Genomic DNA, 16,647 nt, shown 5'->3' on the forward strand with positions numbered 1-16,647 from the left:
TCATGGCAGAACTCGCAACCGTCGCCCGTCCCTACGCGGAAGCTTTGTTCCGCGTAGCCCAAGCTGGTAAGGAGTCAAGCAACCTCGCGGCGTGGTCCGAACTGGTGTCCGAACTGGCACAGATCGGTAGCCACCCCGAGGTACAGGCGTACGCGCGCAATCCGAAAGTTTCGGAAAGCGACGTCGCCGCCACCATCCTGTCGTTGTTGAAATCGCCGCTCAATGAGGAAGTCAAAAACTTCGTCACGTTGTTGATCGAAAATGGCCGCATCAGCCTGCTGCCGGAAATCGGCGCGCAATTCCATGCCTTGAAAAATGGTCTGGAAGGTGCGGCTGACGCCGAGATCACGAGCGCTTTCGATCTGAGCGAAGGCCAAACGGCCGAGCTGGTCGCAACGCTGGAAAAGAAATTCAGTCGTAAGCTCAACCCTGCCGTCACAGTGGATCCATCGCTGCTCGGCGGCGTGCGCGTGGTTGTTGGCGACCAAGTGCTCGATACCTCGGTGCGCGCCAAGCTGCAGCAACTGCACGCTGCACTGGTGTCGTAAGACACGCGCTTCGGCAGGCCAGCTAAGACAGACCCTTACCCCTCGCGCAAGCTGAGAGAAACACTTTTAGGAGTTAGTATGCAACTCAACCCATCTGAAATCAGCGAGTTGATCAAGAGCCGGATCCAAGGTCTTGACGGCGGCGCTGAAGTGCGTAATCAAGGCACGGTTATTTCCGTCGCCGACGGTATCTGCCGCATCCACGGTTTGTCGGACGTGATGCAAGGCGAGATGCTGGAATTCCCAGGCAACACGTTTGGCCTGGCAATGAATCTGGAACGCGACTCCGTCGGTTCCGTGATTCTGGGTGCCTACGAGCACATCTCCGAAGGCGACACGGTGAAATGCACCGGCCGCATTCTGGAAGTGCCAATTGGTCCTGAGCTGCTCGGCCGCGTTGTCAACGCGCTGGGTCAGCCAATCGACGGCAAAGGCGCCATCGACACGAAACTGACGGCCGCGATTGAAAAAATCGCTCCGGGCGTGATCGCCCGTGAGTCCGTTTCGCAACCAATGCAAACCGGCCTGAAGTCGATCGATGCGATGGTTCCAGTTGGCCGCGGCCAGCGCGAACTGATCATCGGCGACCGTCAAACCGGCAAGTCGGCTGTGGCGATTGATGCGATCATCAATCAAAAAGGCCAGGGCATGAAATGTATCTACGTCGCGATTGGCCAAAAAGCCTCGTCGATCAAGAACATCGTGCGCTCGCTGGAACAGCACGGCGCGATGGAATACACCATCGTTGTCGCCGCTTCCGCTTCGGAATCGGCCGCCATGCAATACATCTCGCCGTACTCCGGTTGCGCCATGGGCGAATACTTCCGTGACCGCGGTGAAGATGCACTGATCGTCTACGATGATCTGTCCAAACAAGCTGTTGCATACCGTCAAATCTCGCTGCTGCTGCGCCGTCCACCAGGTCGCGAAGCGTACCCAGGCGACGTGTTCTACCTGCACAGCCGCCTGCTGGAACGCGCAGCACGCGTGAACGCCGACTACGTCGAGAAGTTCACCGACGGCGCCGTCAAAGGCAAGACCGGTTCCCTGACGGCACTGCCGATCATTGAAACGCAAGCTGGCGACGTATCCGCATTCGTTCCAACCAACGTGATTTCGATTACCGACGGTCAGATCTTCCTGGAAACCTCGCTGTTCAACGCCGGTATCCGTCCTGCAATTAACGCCGGTATTTCCGTATCGCGCGTCGGTGGCGCCGCCCAGACCAAGGTCATCAAAAACCTGTCCGGCGGTATCCGTACCGACTTGGCGCAGTACCGTGAATTGGCCGCGTTTGCGCAGTTCGCATCCGACCTCGATGAATCGACCCGCAAGCAGCTGGACCGTGGTGCGCGCGTGACGGAATTGCTCAAGCAAGCCCAGTACTCGCCACTGTCGATCTCGCTGATGGCCGTATCGCTGTTCTCGGTGAACAAAGGCTTCATGGACGACGTGCCAGTCAAGCAAGTGCTGTCGTTCGAAGCTGGTGTCCACGCTTACATGAAGACCAAGCAAGCTGCTCTGCTGGCCAAGATCGAAGAAACCAAGCAACTCGACAAAGACAGCGAAGCAACTCTGTCGGCGGCCATTGCTGATTTCAAGAAATCCGGCGCATATTAAGCGGCCAGGCGGCGCCCACCTCGAGTGAGGCGCCGCCCTACGCGCAGAAGGAGTAAGGACTCATGGCATCAAGCAAAGAGATACGAGGCAAGATCAAGAGCGTAGAGAATACGAAGAAGATCACCAAGGCGATGGAAATGGTCGCCGCGTCCAAAATGCGCAAGGCGCAAGACCGGATGCGGGCCGCTCGTCCCTATAGTGACAAGATTCGGAATATCGCCGCCAATCTGGCGAATGCCAATCCGGAATACACGCACCCGTTCCTGGCAGCTGCCCAGGGTACGCAAGCGAAGGCAGTGGGTTTCATCGTTGTCACGACCGACAAGGGTCTGTGCGGCGGCATGAACACCAACATCCTGCGCCAGGTGACGTCGAAGTCGCGCGAGCTGGAAGCAGCTGGCAACCGGATTGAAGCAGTTGCCATCGGTAACAAGGGTTTGGGTTTTTTGAATCGCATCGGCGTCAAGATCGTCGCTTCTGCCATTCAAACTGGTGATACGCCCCACCTGGAAAAATTGATCGGACCTGTCAAGGTCATGCTCGAAGAGTTCCAGGCAGGCAAGCTCGACGCAGTGTACCTGTGCTACACCAAATTCATCAACACGATGAAGCAGGAACCAGTGGTCGAACAGTTGCTGCCCCTGACGGCTGACAAGATGGTCGCCGACAAGAGCGCACACTCGTGGGATTACATCTACGAGCCGGATGCACAAAGCATCATCGACGAATTGCTGGAGCGCTATGTAGAAGCGCTGGTGTACCAGGCAGTCGCGGAGAATCTGGCGTCCGAGCAATCGGCACGGATGGTCGCGATGAAAGCTGCAAGCGACAACGCGGGTAGTGTGATCGGCGAACTGAAGCTGATCTACAACAAGACCCGCCAAGCTGCGATTACCAAAGAACTCTCCGAAATCGTCGCCGGTGCGGCTGCGGTTTAAACGAATTTAACTATATTGAAGGAACGAACATGGCTGATGGCAAAATCGTTCAGTGTATCGGCGCTGTGGTGGACGTTGAGTTTCCCCGCAACGCGATGCCTAAGGTATTTGATGCCTTGAAGATGGCAGGCTCGGAACTGACCCTGGAAGTACAACAGCAGTTGGGCGACGGCATTGTCCGTACCATTGCACTCGGCACGTCCGATGGCTTGCGTCGCGGCATGATGATTCAGAACACCGGCAAACCTATCATGGTGCCAGTCGGTAAAGCAACCCTGGGTCGCATCATGGACGTGCTGGGTAACCCGATTGACGAATGCGGCCCTGTGTCGCACGAGCAAGTCGCGTCGATCCACCGCACCGCTCCTGCATACGACGAACTGTCGCCATCGCAAGAACTGCTGGAAACCGGCATCAAGGTGATCGATCTGGTTTGCCCGTTTGCAAAAGGCGGTAAAGTCGGTCTGTTCGGCGGCGCTGGCGTAGGCAAGACCGTCAACATGATGGAATTGATTAACAACATCGCCAAAGCGCACAGCGGCGTGTCCGTGTTCGCCGGTGTGGGTGAGCGTACGCGTGAAGGTAACGACTTCTACCACGAGATGGCTGACGCGAAAGTGGTCGATCTGGAAAATCCAGAGAACTCCAAAGTGGCGATGGTCTACGGTCAGATGAATGAACCGCCAGGTAACCGTCTGCGCGTTGCGCTGACCGGCCTGACGATCGCTGAATCGTTCCGTGATGAAGGCAAGGACGTTCTGTTCTTCGTCGACAACATCTACCGCTTTACGCTGGCCGGTACCGAAGTGTCGGCACTGCTGGGCCGTATGCCGTCGGCTGTGGGTTACCAACCGACCCTGGCTGAAGAAATGGGCCGTCTGCAAGAGCGTATCACGTCGACCAAGACCGGTTCGATCACCTCGATCCAGGCCGTCTACGTTCCAGCCGATGATTACACCGATCCATCGCCTGCTACCACGTTTGCTCACTTGGATTCGACCGTTGCGCTGTCGCGTGACATCGCTTCCCTGGGTATCTACCCAGCCGTGGACCCACTCGATTCGACCTCGCGTCAGCTCGATCCGTTGATCGTTGGTCAAGAGCACTATGACACCGCGCGTGCCGTGCAAACGACCCTGCAACGCTACAAAGAATTGCGCGACATTATCGCGATTCTGGGTATGGACGAGCTGGCACCGGAAGACAAACTGCTGGTTGCCCGTGCACGTAAGATGCAGCGTTTCCTGTCGCAGCCTTTCCACGTCGCTGAAGTCTTTACCGGCGCGCCTGGTAAATACGTTTCGCTCAAAGACACGATCAAGGGCTTCAAAATGATCGCTTCGGGCGAACTCGATCACCTGCCGGAACAAGCGTTCTACATGGTCGGCACGATCGAAGAAGCAATCGAAAAAGCCAAGAAACTTAACTAAGTTAAGTCTGGGCCTAACCCCGCCCCTCAGAAGGCGGGGTTCTTCAACCCGATAGGATACACATGGCACACACAATTCACGTTGACGTGGTTTCCGCTGAAGAACTGATTTTTTCAGGCGAAGCAGAATTCGTCGCGTTGCCGGGTGAGCAGGGCGAGCTGGGTATCTACCCACGCCACACGCCTTTGATTACCCGCATCCGTCCGGGCGCGGTCCGCATCAAGGTAGTCGGTCAGGCTGAAGAAGAATTCGTCTTCGTTGCCGGCGGTCTGCTGGAAGTGCAACCGGACACCGTGACCGTCCTGGCCGATACCGCGATCCGCGGTCACGACCTCGACGAAGCGAAAGCGCTGGAAGCGAAGAAGTTGGCGGAAGAGAATATCCACAACAAGGATTCGGGCATCGACTACGCGCAAGCGCAAGCCGAGCTGGCCAGCGCGATTGCGCAGCTGGCAGCGATCCAGAAACTGCGCAAGCATTAATTTGCTCGCATGCAGTAAAACAAAAAGGCAGCCTGCGGGCTGCCTTTTTTTTGTGCAAACTGATGTCAGTAAAAATCAGCGGCGCTTGTCCTTGCCCCTTTCCAGTCCCGCCTTCAATATCGTCTTCCACTTGGCGCGCGCGGCAATGCGCTCGAGCGGCGTTGCCTCGCCACGGTGCGCGTCGCGCAGCAGCTTGTGATAATTGCGCAGGCGGTCCGCATCGACGGCGCCGCGCACGGCGCAACCGGGTTCGCTCGCATGCCGGCAATCGCGGAACTGGCACGTCGCTGCGAGCGCCGCAATGTCGTCAAACGTGGCCGCCAGGGTCTGCGCATCGGCATCGGCCTGCCAGCTGCGCAAGCCCGGCGTGTCGATGATGCAGGCGCCATCCGCGCACTGGTGCAGCGAGCGGGCCGTCGTCGTATGCCGGCCACGGCCGTCGCCATGGCGCACAGCATTGGTCGCCTGCCCGGCCGTACACAGGGTATTGGTCAGGCTGGACTTGCCGGCGCCCGATGAACCGAGCAGCACCAGGGTCTGGCCGGCACCCAGCCAGGGTTCCAGGATGGCCACGTCATACGCGTGGCGTGTATCGACGGCAAACAGCGGCACGTGGGGCGGCAGGCGCTGTTTCAGCTGCGCCAGTTTGCCGGCCACGTCGTCGGCCACGTCGGCCTTGCTCAGCACCACCACAGGCGTCACTTGCGCCGCCAGCACGATGGCCAGATAGCGCTCGAGACGGCGCGGATTAAAATCCCCGTCCAATCCCATCACCAGCAGGGCCGTATCGACATTGCTGGCAAGTACCTGGCGGCGGCCGTCATTGCCGCGCCGGGCGATTTGCGTGACTGGGGATAAGTGCGCCGTTATCCACAGCGTGCCGTGACCATCGTGTTCGGCGGCGACCCAGTCGCCGACCGTGAGGACGTCGTCCTGCGCCTGCAACTGGTGCAGCAGGCGCGGCAGGATCTGCGCCGGGTGTTCCAGGATGCCGTCGTGCACAAGGATGCTGTCGCGGTGCACGGCGCTCACGCGCAGCAGCTGCGCGCGGGAAGACGATAGCGGGGAAGATAAGTCGAGTTGGGTGGCTGCGCCGGCGATGGCCTGCTGCAGCCCGATAAGGCGTAGTTGCGCAAAATCGAATGCGATCATGGTAGCGTGATTCCAGATTCTGTCGTCCGCGTACGGACATTTAGCCTGCGCGTGCAGGCACAGCCAGTCGCGATGACTGGCACGAAAGAAGGGGAACGTCGGCTACGCGATCACGCGTATGGGGAGTTGCGAGCTAAGGGGCTACGCAGGGAAAAACAGTGATCAGGCAGCTGACAACACGGCAGTATCCGAATGGCGCATATTGTCTACTCCTGAGGTGTGAGGGAAAACGCCAGTGTGCCAGCGGCGTGCGCCGCCGTCAATGGAAGCTGTGGCTTAGCTGCACATGCCGTACGCCTGGCGTTCGGGGAAATAGCGGTAAGTAAACGTGCGCACCGGATAGCGCTTGCCGGCGACGAGCATGTCGGGCATCGACAGATCGAAGCGCTGCGGCAGCTGGCGCGGCAGTTGCAATCGCAAGCGCCACTGGGTTTCGGCGCTCGAACCGACGGCGGAAAACATGATGGGCAGCTGCTCGATGACGTCGACGATTTCCGCCTTGCGGTTCATGCCGCGCTGGTAGATGGTCAGCACTTTCGCTTCGGCGAAGGGGGGCTTTTTCGGCTCTTCCAGCAGGAAGGACAGGCGCGTAAAACTGGCTTGCGTGCCGATGGGAAGCGTAAAAATCAGCGCCAGCTCCGTGCCGCCTTCTTTCAATGTGACGGGGGGCGTGGCATATACGCTGATACCGCGCGGCAGCTCGAAGCGTGAACCCTCCGTCCACGTCTTGCACTCGGGCGTGGTGGCCTGGTACAGGCTCGGCGCCGTGTAGTCGTCGCAGGCGGAAACCAGCAGTAGCAGGGGCAGGGCGAGGAGGGCGGAACGGCGCATGGGAGTCACGGTTGGAGGATCAGCCGACAGTGTAAGCGATCCCCACGCGATCCACCAGCGACGCCAGGCCTACCCTGGCGGGGCGCGCCGCACGGACTGCAACTGGCAGTGCGTCGCCTGCAGCGCATCCTTGATGACGCCCAATGCCAGCTGCGGCTGCGCCGCGCCGCACATGAAGATGTCGACGGCGGCAAAGCTGCATTCCGGCCAGGTGTGGATGGAAATGTGCGATTCGGCCAGCAGCACCACGCCGGTGACGCCCTGGCCTGCGCCAAAGCTGTGGAAATGGCTGTGCAGCACCTGCGCGCCGGCCGTAGTGGCCGCTGCGCGCAGCAGGCGTTCGAGCGCATCGCCATCGCGCAGGCGCTCCGGTGCGATGCCCGACAGGTCGGCCAGCAAGTGGGTGCCCAGAGGCAGATGCGGGGTGGCGGTCATGCTTATTTATGGCTGCCGCCGCTGGAGCCGCCACCATAGCTGCCGCCGCCGCTGCCCGTGCGCGAACTCCAGCTGCTGCCGCTGCTGCTGCCGGCTACCTTGAACATGCGCACCCAATTGGCGGCCGTGACGGAAAACGTCACCATCAGGGCATAGATCACATATTTACTCATGGGGGATTCTTTGCATTCTTGTCGAGAAAAGCGGCGGGCAGGAACAGCGCCAGGCAGCCCAGCAAACTCCACATCAAGGTGCTGGAGAACGAGACGAACATGGGGATCGCATTCAAGACCAGCACGATGACGATGAAGACCTTGGCGATGCCGCGATGACTCAGCTGGATATTCTGCACCTTGGCGCCGCCATGGAAGGCGGCGCCGAACCAGGCGGCCATCTGGTCATAGGCGACGGGTACGGAGCGCGACCAGGTCATTTCCTCGCCGGTGAGCTCCGCCGCCAGCTTGGTCTGTCCCTGTTCGAATTCAAACACGCGCGTGCTGTCGCCGACGGCCACCTTCCAGTTGAAGGCGCCCGCCGCGTACACGACCTGCGAGCCGTAGTCGTACAGTTTGCGATACGTGGCGCCATCGAGCGTGCAGGTAGCGGCGTCCAATGACGCCCAGTTGGGCCAGTTCGGCAGCACGTTCGAGCGCGACCAGCCGTCGTCCGTCTCCACCAGCCAGAAGAAGCCGGCGCGCGCGTTGTACAACAGGTATTCGTTCCATTCGCTGCCTTCGTCGTCGGCGCGGCGCATCATGCCGATGACCGTGAAGTCGGCATTGCTGATCTTTGCGCTGGCGCCCAGCTCCAGCGTGATGTCGGCGTTGTCGTGCACCTGCTTGCCGATGGCCAGCACCTGCGCTTCCGGGCCGCTGGCGTCGAGCTGCGCGTGGCAAGCGGGGCACACGAGCTGCGCCGCCGCGCCGGGCACATACTTGATGCCGCTGCCGCAGGACGGGCAGTCGAGCGCATCGAGCTTGCCGCGGTACTTGCCGGCGCTCTTGGCGATGGCGTCGTCGTCGCGCAGCAGCTGGCATTTCAAACTGTCCAGGGTGACGGCAACGCCCTGGTAGACGACCGGTTGCGGGCCATCCGTGTAGTCGAGCGTGACAAAGCTGGCGTAGTTGCGCAAGTCCGCCACCTGGATGCGCCAGCCCGCGCCCACCTTGAACGGCAGTTCGCCCTGGCCGGCGATGCACTCGGCGTTGCGGATCTCGGCCGCCGTGTACGGCTCGCCGCAGAGCGTATAGCGCTTGCCCGGCGCCAGTTCGCCAAAGACGGGCAAGGCGTCTTGCGTCGCGCGCTCACGCGTCAGCGTGTACAGGCCGGACGAGTCGCCCAGCCAGGCCGTGCTGGCGTCGTCGAACAGCAGATACCACTCGTTCCACGTGCCGGCGCTGTAGCGCTGCTGGATGCGCCCGACGACCGTGAAGTGCACGCCATCGTGCACGCCGGCCGTGCCGATCTGGATAGGTGAATAGTCTTCCAGGACGGCCGACATCTTGCCCGCGTCCCTGACGGAATCGGCGTCCTTGAGGATGGTGCTGTGGCAGTACTCACACACGGCGAGCACGGAAGCGTGCGAGCGGAAGCGGACTTCCGCGCCGCAGCTGGGACAGGAAACAGTTTGCATGCAGTCGTATTTCGCTCTAATCAGCCGATCAGTTTTTTCAGCAGTTCAGCCTTGGCGCCGTCGTAGTCGGCCGGCGAAATGAGACCCTTGTCGAGCAAGCCTTTGAGTTTTTCCAGGCGCGCTTCGATCGGTTCTTCGCTTGGCGCCGGTGGCGTCGCCGGAGCAGGTGCCGGGGCGGGCTGCTGCAGCGCACCGCCCATGCTTTGCGCCATCACCTGGCCGATCGACAGTCCGGCGCCCAGTCCCGCGCCGATGCCGGCCATGCCGCCCTCGTTCTGCGCCGCCAGCGGGATCGCGTTGGCGACCTGGAACTTGGTGTAGCCGCTCATCTTGTCGGCGCCCAGCCCGCCCTTCATGCCGGCCGAGATGCGCTCGTCGAGCGCCGCCTGCAATTCCTCGGGCAGGCTGATGCTGGCCACGTTGAATTCATCGAGGCCCACGCCATAGCGGACAAACGCCTGCGCCAGGCCATCCTTGACCTCTTGTGCCATCAGCGCCTGGTTGGCCGCCATGTCGAGGAAGGGGACATTCGCGCCGCCCAGCGAGCTGGCCATGCTCGACATCAGAATGCCGCGCAATTGATCTTCCACCTCGTCGCGCGTATAGACTTCGCGCGTGCCGCTGATCTCGGTGAAGAAGGTGCGGGCGTCGGCGATGCGGTACGAGTACATGCCGAAGGCGCGCACGCGGATCATGTCGAAATCCTTGTCGCGGATGGTGATCGGCTGCGGCGTACCCCATTTGCGGCCCGTCTGCACGCGGGTGCTGAAGTAATACACGTCCGACTTGAAGGGCGAGTCGAACAGCTTGTCCCAGTTTTTCAGGTTGGTCAGCAGCGGTAACGTCTGCGTCGTCAGCTTGTGCGTGCCGGGACCGAAGACGTCGGCGATCTTGCCTTCATTGACGAAGACGGCGACCTGCGATTCGCGCACATTCAGGATGGCGCCGTTCTGGATCTCGAAGTCCTGCATGGGGAAGCGCCAGGCCAGTACGCCTTCCGTTTCTTCGTTCCACTGCAGTACGTCGATAAACTGCTTCTTGATAAAGCTGCCGAGGCTCATGATGGATATCCTTGAATAAGATAAAACGGTGTCAGGAAATGCAGGCGGCGTTGATGGCGCCGATCGACAGCGAAATGGCGCCCAGCAAGCCGCCAAAGGCGCTGTTGTTCGATTCGATCTGGTCCTTCGACATGCGCAGCAGGCGCGTGGTGACCACGTACGCCAGCAATTGCACCACCATGGCGCCGAAGGCCCAGGCGAAGAATTGCTGGTAGTCGGCCGTGTGCATCAGGGACGAGGCGATGGTGGCGGAAAAGCCCAGCAGCGCGCCGCCCAGCGACAGCGCCGCCGCCTGGTTGCCCTGGCGGATCAGCAGCACTTCGTTGTACGGCGTGACGCGCGTGTAGATGATAAAAAATACAATCAACAGCCCGGCGGCCAGTAAAAGATGGATCAGATAGTTTAGGATGGCGGGCACGGCTTTCCTCGCAATGAGTATTTGATAACGTCAACGCATATTAGAACAAAAAAAGTCCCATGAACAAAAAAATTCTGATCTTGTCCGTCTTCGTGGTCGCCTCCTGCGGCCTCGCGTATGAGCTGATCGCCGGCGCCATGTCCAGCTACCTGCTCGGCGACTCCATCCTGCAGTTTTCCACCATCATTGGCTGCTACCTGTTTGCCATGGGTGTGGGTGCTCACTTTTCAAAGTATGTCAAGGACGACGACGTGCTCTCGCGCTTCGTCGACATCGAGCTGGCCGTGGGCCTGATCGGCGGCCTCTCGGCCGCCATCCTGTTCATGACGTTTTCGTGGATGGCGGCGCCATTTCGCACCTTATTGTATGTGATGGTGTTCCTGATCGGCGCACTGGTCGGCATGGAAGTGCCGCTGGTGATGCGTGCGCTGAACACGCGGCAAACCGAATTTTCCGAACTGGTCAGCCGTGTGCTCACCTTCGATTACCTGGGTGCGCTGGCCGTCTCCCTGCTGTTTCCGCTGGTGCTGTCGCCGTACCTGGGACTGGTGCGCACGGGCTTTTTGTTCGGCATGCTGAATGTGGCCGTCGGCCTGTGGAGCATTTACGTGTTTCGCGCCGAACTGAAAAACCTCACGGGGCGCTTCCTGCGCGCCTGCGCCGTGCTGCTGCTGCTGGTGACCGGCTTTGCCATGTCGGACCGCATGGTGGAGTGGGGTGAGCACGGCCTGTTCGGCGACCAGATCGTGTATTCCACCACCACGCCCTACCAGCGCCTGGTGATCACGCGCTGGAAGGACGATACGCGGCTGTACATCAATGGCAACCTGCAGTTTTCCTCGCGCGACGAGTACCGCTACCACGAGGCGCTGGTGCACCCCGTGCTGGAAGCCTTGCCATGGGCGCGCCGCGTGCTGGTGCTGGGCGGTGGCGATGGCCTGGCGCTGCGCGAAATCCTGCGTTATCCCCATATAGAACACGTCACCGTGGTCGACCTCGACCCCGCCATGACGGCCGCGTTTACCACGCGCCCGGAACTGGCAAAGCTGAATAACAATTCGTTCTCGGACAAGCGCGTCACCGTCGTTAATGCCGATGCCGCCGTCTGGCTGCGCAACAACGGCGACATGTTCGACGCGGCCATCGTCGACTTCCCCGATCCCTCCAGCTTCGCGCTCGGCAAACTGTATTCCGTGCCCTTCTACGACCTGGTGAAAAAACACCTGGCGGTCAAGGGCTTGATGGTGGTGCAATCGACGTCGCCGTTCTTTGCTCCGCACGCCTACTGGACCATCAATGCGACCCTGCGCGAAGTGGGCATGCGCACCTGGCCCTACCACGCCTACGTACCCTCGTTCGGCGAATGGGGTTTTATTCTGGCCTCGCCCCAGCTAGACTACACACCGCCGACGACATACCGCCTGCCGATGCGCTACCTGAATGCGGACACCACGCGCGAAATGTTCATCTTCCCGCCCGACATGCAGCCGCTGCCGATGGCGCCGAATCGCCTCAATACCCAGTCGCTCGTGCATGAATTCGAGCAGGACTGGAACCGGGTGATCCGCTGATGCAGCGCCGCTCCTTCATGCTGTGGGCTGCCGGTGGCACGGCGGCGGCCGCCGCCGGCATCGGCAGCATCGCCGCGTATCTGCGCTGGCAGGAAATCACGCCGAAGGTGCTGTATCCGGGCCGCAGCGAGGGACACTATTTGCGCAAGCTGCTGCGTGAGCACACGGCGCTGCCGCCGCCTACACGCATCTTGAGCACCGACGTGGCAATTTTAGGTTCCGGCATCGCCGGCCTGACGGCGGCATGGCGCCTGAACAAGCTGGGGCACCAGGATTTCCTGATGATCGACGGCCCGCAGCCCTACGGCAACGCGGCCGGCGGCCACTTCGGCGAGCTGGCCTATCCGACCGGTGGTCATTATTTGCCGCTGCCTTCACCCGAATCGACCCATGTGCGCGAGATCCTGTTCGACCTGGGAATTATCCAGCGCGACCCGCAGGCGGAAAAGCCGACTTACGACGAGCGTTATATTTTGCACGCGCCGGAAGAACGATTGCTGTTCAACGGTCACTGGCAGGATGGCTTCATTCCCACCGAAGGCGTGCTGCCTGCGGAACTGGCGCAGCACGCGCGCTTCTTTGCGCAGGTGGCGCAGCTGCGCCAGGCGCGCGGCAACGACGGCAAGCGCGTGTTTGTCTTTCCCACCGTGGAATCGTCGCAAGACCCGGCCTGGCAGGCGCTCGACGCCATCACCTTGAAGCAGTGGATGGAGCGCGAAGGCTATACCTCGCCCACCTTGCACTGGTATCTGAATTACTGCTGCCGCGACGACTATGGCACGCGCTATGACCAGGTGTCGGCCTGGGCCGGCCTGCATTACTATTGCAGCCGCTGGGGCCAGGCGGCGAATGCGGGCAACGGCGCCTGGCTGACCTGGCCCGGTGGCATGCAACCCGTGGCCACGGCCATGGAGCAGGCCTCGGGTGTCCAACGTCATGCGGGCACGGTGGTGTCCGTGCAGACGACGGACCAGGGCGTCGAAGCGCTGTGCCTGGAGCTGGTCGATGGCCAGCCGCGCACCTACCTGGTCAAGGCGCGCAAGGCCATCTGCGCCATGCCGCTGTATGTCGCGGCGCGCGTAGTGAACAATATCGCCGACTATGGCTTTGACGCGAAGCGCGATACGCCCGCGTATGCGCCGTGGATGGTGGCGAATTTTTTACTGAAACGCTTTCCCGACGAACTGCCGCATGCGCCGCTGTGCTGGGACAACGTGGTGTATCAGGAACCGGGCCTCGGCTATGTCGTCTCCACGCACCAGGATATCCGTGTGCGCCCGCCCGAGAAAACCGTCTTCAGCGCCTACGTGGCCTTGTCCGACCGCACGCCGCAGCAAGCGCGCAAATGGTTAGATGTGGCCACGCCCGAGCAATTGCTGGCGCTGGCCAGCGTCGATTTAAAGACGGCGTATGGACGCGATTTTGCCAGCTGCGTCGAGCGCGTCGACATCACCGTGCGCGGCCACGCCATGGCCGCACCGTTACCTGGATTTCGCAGCAATGCGGGCTTGAAGGCGCTGCGCGAGCACGACGGCGCCATCCTGTTCGCGCATGCCGATTTGTCGGGCTTTTCCGTGTTTGAGGAAGCGGCGTGGTGGGGGGACAGGGCCGCGCGCCTGGCGGTGAAATGAAAAAGGCCGGCGCAAGCGCCGGCCAGAGCCCCCTAAGGCTCGAACCTGTACTTCCTTGTTCTTCTCATTTATTTTTATTAATGACGTCGATGAAGACGGCCGCCAGCAGCACCAGGCCTTTGATCACCTGCTGGTAATCGATGCCGATGCCCATGATGGACATGCCGTTGTTCATCACGCCCATGATGAAGGCACCGATCACGGCCCCCATCACCTTGCCCACGCCGCCCGAGGCCGAGGCGCCGCCGATGAAGCAGGCGGCGATCACGTCGAGCTCGAATCCTGTGCCGGCCTTCGGCGTGGCCGTGTTCAGGCGCGCCGCGAAGATCAGGCCGGCCAGCGCGGCCAGCATGCCCATGTTGACGAAGGTGTAGAAGCTTACCCGTTCCGTCTTGATGCCGGACAGGCGCGCCGCCTTCTCGTTGCCGCCCACGGCATACACGCGGCGGCCCAGCACGGTGCGGTTGGTAATGAAGGTGTAGGCGACGATCAGCACCGACATCACGGCCAGCACGTTCGGGAAACCGCGGTACGACGACAGCAGGTAGCTGAAATACACCATCACGGCGGCGAAGATCGCGTTTTTCAGCAGGAAGAAGGCGCGTGGCTCGTTTTCCATGCCGTGTTTCAGTTGCTTGGCGCGGCTGCGCAGCGAGGTGAAGATCAGCGCCGCGGCGGCGATCACGCCCAGCAGCAGCGACAGGCCGCGCAGGTTTTCACCGCCGAACGGATCGGGTAAAAAGCCCGAGCTGAGCATCTGGAAGCCTTCCGGGAAGGGGCCGACCGACTGGCCAGCGAGCAGCGCCAGGGTCAGGCCCTTGAACACCAGCATGCCGGCCAGGGTGACGATAAACGACGGGATCTTGAAGAAGGCGACGAAATAGCCTTGCGCGCCGCCGATGACGGCGCCGGCGATCAGGCAGATGATGCTGGCGGCGACAAAGTTCATCTCGTAGTTGACGATCAGGACGGCCGCCAGCGCGCCGACGAAGCCGACCACGGAGCCGACGGACAAATCGATATGGCCGGCCACGATGACCATCAGCATGCCCAGCGCCATGATGACGATGTAGCTGTTTTGCAGCACCAGGTTCGTCAGGTTCAGCGGCTGCATCAGGGTGCCATCGGTCATGTACTGGAAAAAGCCCATGATGGCGATCAGGGAGAGCAGCATGCCGTAGTCGCGCATATTGTTCTTCAAAAAGCCGGCATAGCTTTTCGCTTGCGGCGCGGCCGCTGGCGCTGCTGCTGCCGGCACGCCTGCTGTCAGTTTATTGTCCATTGTTTTCTCCGTGTGTAACGATCGCGCGCATGATGCGTTCCTGCGATGCTTCTGCCGCGCTCAGTTCTGCCGCGAAGCGGCCTTCGTTCATGACATAGATCCGGTCGCACATGCCCAGCAGTTCCGGCATTTCCGAGGAAATCATGATGATGCATTTGCCTTCGGCGGCCAGCTCGCTGATGATGCTGTAGATCTCATATTTGGCGCCCACGTCGATGCCGCGGCTCGGTTCATCGAGGATCAGGATGTCGGGGCGCGAAAACAGCCACTTCGCCAGCACCACTTTCTGCTGGTTGCCGCCGGACAGATTGACCACCTTTTGCGCCACGCTCGAGCAACGGGTCTTGAGCTTGCGGCGGAACTCCTCGGCCACGCCGAATTCACGCTGCTCGTCGATCACCATGTGCCTGGAAATCGCATCCAGGTTGGCCAGGCTGGTGTTCTTCTGGATGTCTTCCTCGAGGATCAGGCCCAGGCCCTTGCGGTCTTCCGTGACATACGCGAGGCCATGGGCGATCGCCTTGCCGATGGTGCTGACATCGATTTCCTGGCCATTCTTGAGCACCGTGCCGCTGATGCGCTGGCCGTAGGCGCGCCCGAAAATGCTCATCGCCAGTTCCGTGCGCCCGGAGCCCATCAAACCGGCGATGCCGATGATCTCGCCCTTTTTGGCGTGCATATTGATGCCCTTGATGACGGGGCGGTCGGCATGCTCGGGATGGAAGACGCGCCAGTCGCGCACCTCGAAAATGGTCTCGCCTATCGTCGGCGTGCGCGGCGGATAGCGGTCGGCCATCTCGCGCCCGACCATTTTTTCAATGATGCGGTCTTCGCTGACGGGCTCGATGCGGCAGTCGAAACTGTCGACCGTGTTCCCGTCGCGCAGCACCGTGATGGCATCGGCGACACGTGAAATTTCATTGAGCTTGTGTGAAATCAGGATCGAGGCGATACCCTGCGCTTTCAGATCCAGCAGCAGGTCGAGCAGGGCCGCGCTGTCGCTTTCGTTCAAGCTGGCCGTCGGCTCGTCGAGGATCAGCAGCTTGACGTCCTTGCACAGCGCCTTGGCGATTTCGATCAGCTGCTGCTTGCCCACGCCCAGGTTGGTGATCAGGGTGTCCGGGGACTCTTTCAGGCCGACTTTGTGCAGCAGTTCGCGCGTCTTCGTTTGCGCGTATTCCCAGTCGATGACGCCCATATGGGCCGGTTCGTTGCCGAGGAAGATATTCTCGGCGATCGACAACTGGGGCACCAGCGCCAGTTCCTGGTGGATGATGATGATGCCGATTTCTTCGCTGTCCTTGATGCCGCGGAAGTGCCGCGTCTGGCCCAGGTAATCGATGTCGCCCGTATAGCTGCCATGGCCGTAGACGCCGCTCAGCACTTTCATCAGGGTCGATTTGCCGGCGCCGTTTTCGCCGACGATGGCGTGGATCTCGCCGCTGCGTACCCGCAGGTTGACATTGTCGAGCGCCACGACGCCCGGGAATGTTTTGCGTATCCCGCGCATTTCCAGGATAGTGTTCGTCATATAACCTCTCTGGCACGGCCGCGCTGGTCGGCATCGGTCGTGCGGCAGTCTTGTTCTGGATAATGCATGAAGCGAAAGGCCCGG

At 61.0% G+C, this 16,647-nt stretch carries 16 protein-coding genes; 7 read left to right on the forward strand and 9 right to left on the reverse strand.

All coding sequences use genetic code 11. The annotated features are described in order from the left end of the window. The first annotated feature begins 2 nt into the window (after positions 1-2). The 5 genes from C8C92_RS01770 (at position 3) to C8C92_RS01790 (ending at position 5,018) form a co-directional block, all read left to right on the forward strand. Positions 3-548 (forward strand): F0F1 ATP synthase subunit delta, encoded by a 546-nt coding sequence (locus tag C8C92_RS01770; RefSeq protein ID WP_071080008.1) that lies wholly within the window; start codon positions 3-5, stop codon positions 546-548. 78 nt (positions 549-626) lie between these two features. After that, entirely contained in the window at positions 627-2,168 is a 1,542-nt protein-coding gene (gene atpA, locus C8C92_RS01775) for a F0F1 ATP synthase subunit alpha (RefSeq protein ID WP_071080007.1), read from the forward strand. Positions 2,169-2,230: 62 nt separating this feature from the next. After that, positions 2,231-3,106 carry a F0F1 ATP synthase subunit gamma gene (gene atpG, locus C8C92_RS01780; RefSeq protein ID WP_035823466.1) on the forward strand — a complete coding sequence of 292 codons (876 nt, stop codon included), beginning with the start codon at positions 2,231-2,233 and terminating at the stop codon, positions 3,104-3,106. A 29-nt stretch (positions 3,107-3,135) separates the two neighbouring features. Continuing rightward, positions 3,136-4,536 carry a F0F1 ATP synthase subunit beta gene (atpD, locus tag C8C92_RS01785; protein ID WP_071080005.1) on the forward strand — a complete coding sequence of 467 codons (1,401 nt, stop codon included), beginning with the start codon at positions 3,136-3,138 and terminating at the stop codon, positions 4,534-4,536. Positions 4,537-4,598: 62 nt separating this feature from the next. Next, positions 4,599-5,018, forward strand: a complete 420-nt coding sequence (locus C8C92_RS01790; RefSeq protein ID WP_065307860.1) for a F0F1 ATP synthase subunit epsilon — start codon at positions 4,599-4,601, stop codon at positions 5,016-5,018. A 75-nt stretch (positions 5,019-5,093) separates the two neighbouring features. Here C8C92_RS01790 and rsgA read toward each other — a convergent pair whose 3' ends face one another. From rsgA to C8C92_RS01820, 7 genes are all read right to left on the reverse strand, one after another. Beyond that, positions 5,094-6,170, reverse strand: coding sequence for a ribosome small subunit-dependent GTPase A (gene rsgA / locus C8C92_RS01795; RefSeq protein ID WP_116742867.1), 1,077 nt, complete (start codon positions 6,168-6,170; stop codon positions 5,094-5,096). A 276-nt stretch (positions 6,171-6,446) separates the two neighbouring features. Beyond that, on the reverse strand, positions 6,447-7,001 hold the full coding sequence (locus tag C8C92_RS01800; protein WP_099761152.1) for a hypothetical protein: 555 nt from the start codon (positions 6,999-7,001) through the stop codon (positions 6,447-6,449). Between the two features lie 69 nt (positions 7,002-7,070). Then, entirely contained in the window at positions 7,071-7,436 is a 366-nt protein-coding gene (speD, locus tag C8C92_RS01805) for an adenosylmethionine decarboxylase (protein WP_116742868.1), read from the reverse strand. Between the two features lie 2 nt (positions 7,437-7,438). After that, positions 7,439-7,609 carry a hypothetical protein gene (locus C8C92_RS27365; protein ID WP_157814714.1) on the reverse strand — a complete coding sequence of 57 codons (171 nt, stop codon included), beginning with the start codon at positions 7,607-7,609 and terminating at the stop codon, positions 7,439-7,441. Continuing rightward, a complete protein-coding gene (locus tag C8C92_RS01810) occupies positions 7,606-9,069 on the reverse strand; it encodes a DUF4178 domain-containing protein (RefSeq protein ID WP_116742869.1) in 1,464 nt (487 codons plus the stop codon). Before C8C92_RS01810 ends, C8C92_RS27365 begins: the two co-directional genes overlap by 4 nt. 20 nt (positions 9,070-9,089) lie before the next feature. Then, positions 9,090-10,130, reverse strand: a complete 1,041-nt coding sequence (locus C8C92_RS01815; RefSeq protein ID WP_116742870.1) for an SPFH domain-containing protein — start codon at positions 10,128-10,130, stop codon at positions 9,090-9,092. Between the two features lie 31 nt (positions 10,131-10,161). Next, positions 10,162-10,548, reverse strand: a complete 387-nt coding sequence (locus C8C92_RS01820; RefSeq protein ID WP_070313122.1) for a DUF350 domain-containing protein — start codon at positions 10,546-10,548, stop codon at positions 10,162-10,164. 59 nt (positions 10,549-10,607) lie between these two features. Here C8C92_RS01820 and C8C92_RS01825 point away from each other — a divergent pair, with 59 nt between their 5' ends. Next, on the forward strand, positions 10,608-12,119 hold the full coding sequence (locus tag C8C92_RS01825; protein ID WP_116742871.1) for a polyamine aminopropyltransferase: 1,512 nt from the start codon (positions 10,608-10,610) through the stop codon (positions 12,117-12,119). Then, complete coding sequence (locus C8C92_RS01830) at positions 12,119-13,750, forward strand: NAD(P)/FAD-dependent oxidoreductase (protein WP_116742872.1); 1,632 nt, start codon at positions 12,119-12,121, stop codon at positions 13,748-13,750. The genes C8C92_RS01825 and C8C92_RS01830 overlap by 1 nt, the downstream gene beginning before the upstream one ends. 64 nt (positions 13,751-13,814) lie before the next feature. Here C8C92_RS01830 and mmsB read toward each other — a convergent pair whose 3' ends face one another. Next, positions 13,815-15,032 (reverse strand): multiple monosaccharide ABC transporter permease, encoded by a 1,218-nt coding sequence (gene mmsB, locus C8C92_RS01835; protein ID WP_116742873.1) that lies wholly within the window; start codon positions 15,030-15,032, stop codon positions 13,815-13,817. Beyond that, positions 15,022-16,563 carry a multiple monosaccharide ABC transporter ATP-binding protein gene (mmsA, locus tag C8C92_RS01840; protein WP_116742874.1) on the reverse strand — a complete coding sequence of 514 codons (1,542 nt, stop codon included), beginning with the start codon at positions 16,561-16,563 and terminating at the stop codon, positions 15,022-15,024. Before mmsA ends, mmsB begins: the two co-directional genes overlap by 11 nt. Positions 16,564-16,647: the final 84 nt, after the last annotated feature.

The sequence above is a fragment of the Janthinobacterium sp. 78 genome (genome assembly GCF_003096775.1).
GTDB classification, from domain to species: Bacteria; Pseudomonadota; Gammaproteobacteria; order Burkholderiales; family Burkholderiaceae_D; genus Janthinobacterium; species Janthinobacterium tructae.

Excerpts from the sequence above, each read along its gene's own strand:
- C8C92_RS01770 (WP_071080008.1), top strand. The coding sequence starts at position 3 with ATGGCAGAACTCGCAACCGTCGCCCGTCCCTACGCGGAAGCTTTGTTC.
- atpA (WP_071080007.1), top strand. The coding sequence starts at position 627 with ATGCAACTCAACCCATCTGAAATCAGCGAGTTGATCAAGAGCCGGATC.
- atpG (WP_035823466.1), top strand. The coding sequence starts at position 2,231 with ATGGCATCAAGCAAAGAGATACGAGGCAAGATCAAGAGCGTAGAGAAT.
- atpD (WP_071080005.1), top strand. The coding sequence starts at position 3,136 with ATGGCTGATGGCAAAATCGTTCAGTGTATCGGCGCTGTGGTGGACGTT.
- C8C92_RS01790 (WP_065307860.1), top strand. The coding sequence starts at position 4,599 with ATGGCACACACAATTCACGTTGACGTGGTTTCCGCTGAAGAACTGATT.
- rsgA (WP_116742867.1), bottom strand. The coding sequence starts at position 6,170 with ATGATCGCATTCGATTTTGCGCAACTACGCCTTATCGGGCTGCAGCAG.
- C8C92_RS01800 (WP_099761152.1), bottom strand. The coding sequence starts at position 7,001 with ATGCGCCGTTCCGCCCTCCTCGCCCTGCCCCTGCTACTGCTGGTTTCC.
- speD (WP_116742868.1), bottom strand. The coding sequence starts at position 7,436 with ATGACCGCCACCCCGCATCTGCCTCTGGGCACCCACTTGCTGGCCGAC.
- C8C92_RS27365 (WP_157814714.1), bottom strand. The coding sequence starts at position 7,609 with ATGAGTAAATATGTGATCTATGCCCTGATGGTGACGTTTTCCGTCACG.
- C8C92_RS01810 (WP_116742869.1), bottom strand. The coding sequence starts at position 9,069 with ATGCAAACTGTTTCCTGTCCCAGCTGCGGCGCGGAAGTCCGCTTCCGC.
- C8C92_RS01815 (WP_116742870.1), bottom strand. The coding sequence starts at position 10,130 with ATGAGCCTCGGCAGCTTTATCAAGAAGCAGTTTATCGACGTACTGCAG.
- C8C92_RS01825 (WP_116742871.1), top strand. The coding sequence starts at position 10,608 with ATGAACAAAAAAATTCTGATCTTGTCCGTCTTCGTGGTCGCCTCCTGC.
- C8C92_RS01830 (WP_116742872.1), top strand. The coding sequence starts at position 12,119 with ATGCAGCGCCGCTCCTTCATGCTGTGGGCTGCCGGTGGCACGGCGGCG.
- mmsB (WP_116742873.1), bottom strand. The coding sequence starts at position 15,032 with ATGGACAATAAACTGACAGCAGGCGTGCCGGCAGCAGCAGCGCCAGCG.
- mmsA (WP_116742874.1), bottom strand. The coding sequence starts at position 16,563 with ATGACGAACACTATCCTGGAAATGCGCGGGATACGCAAAACATTCCCG.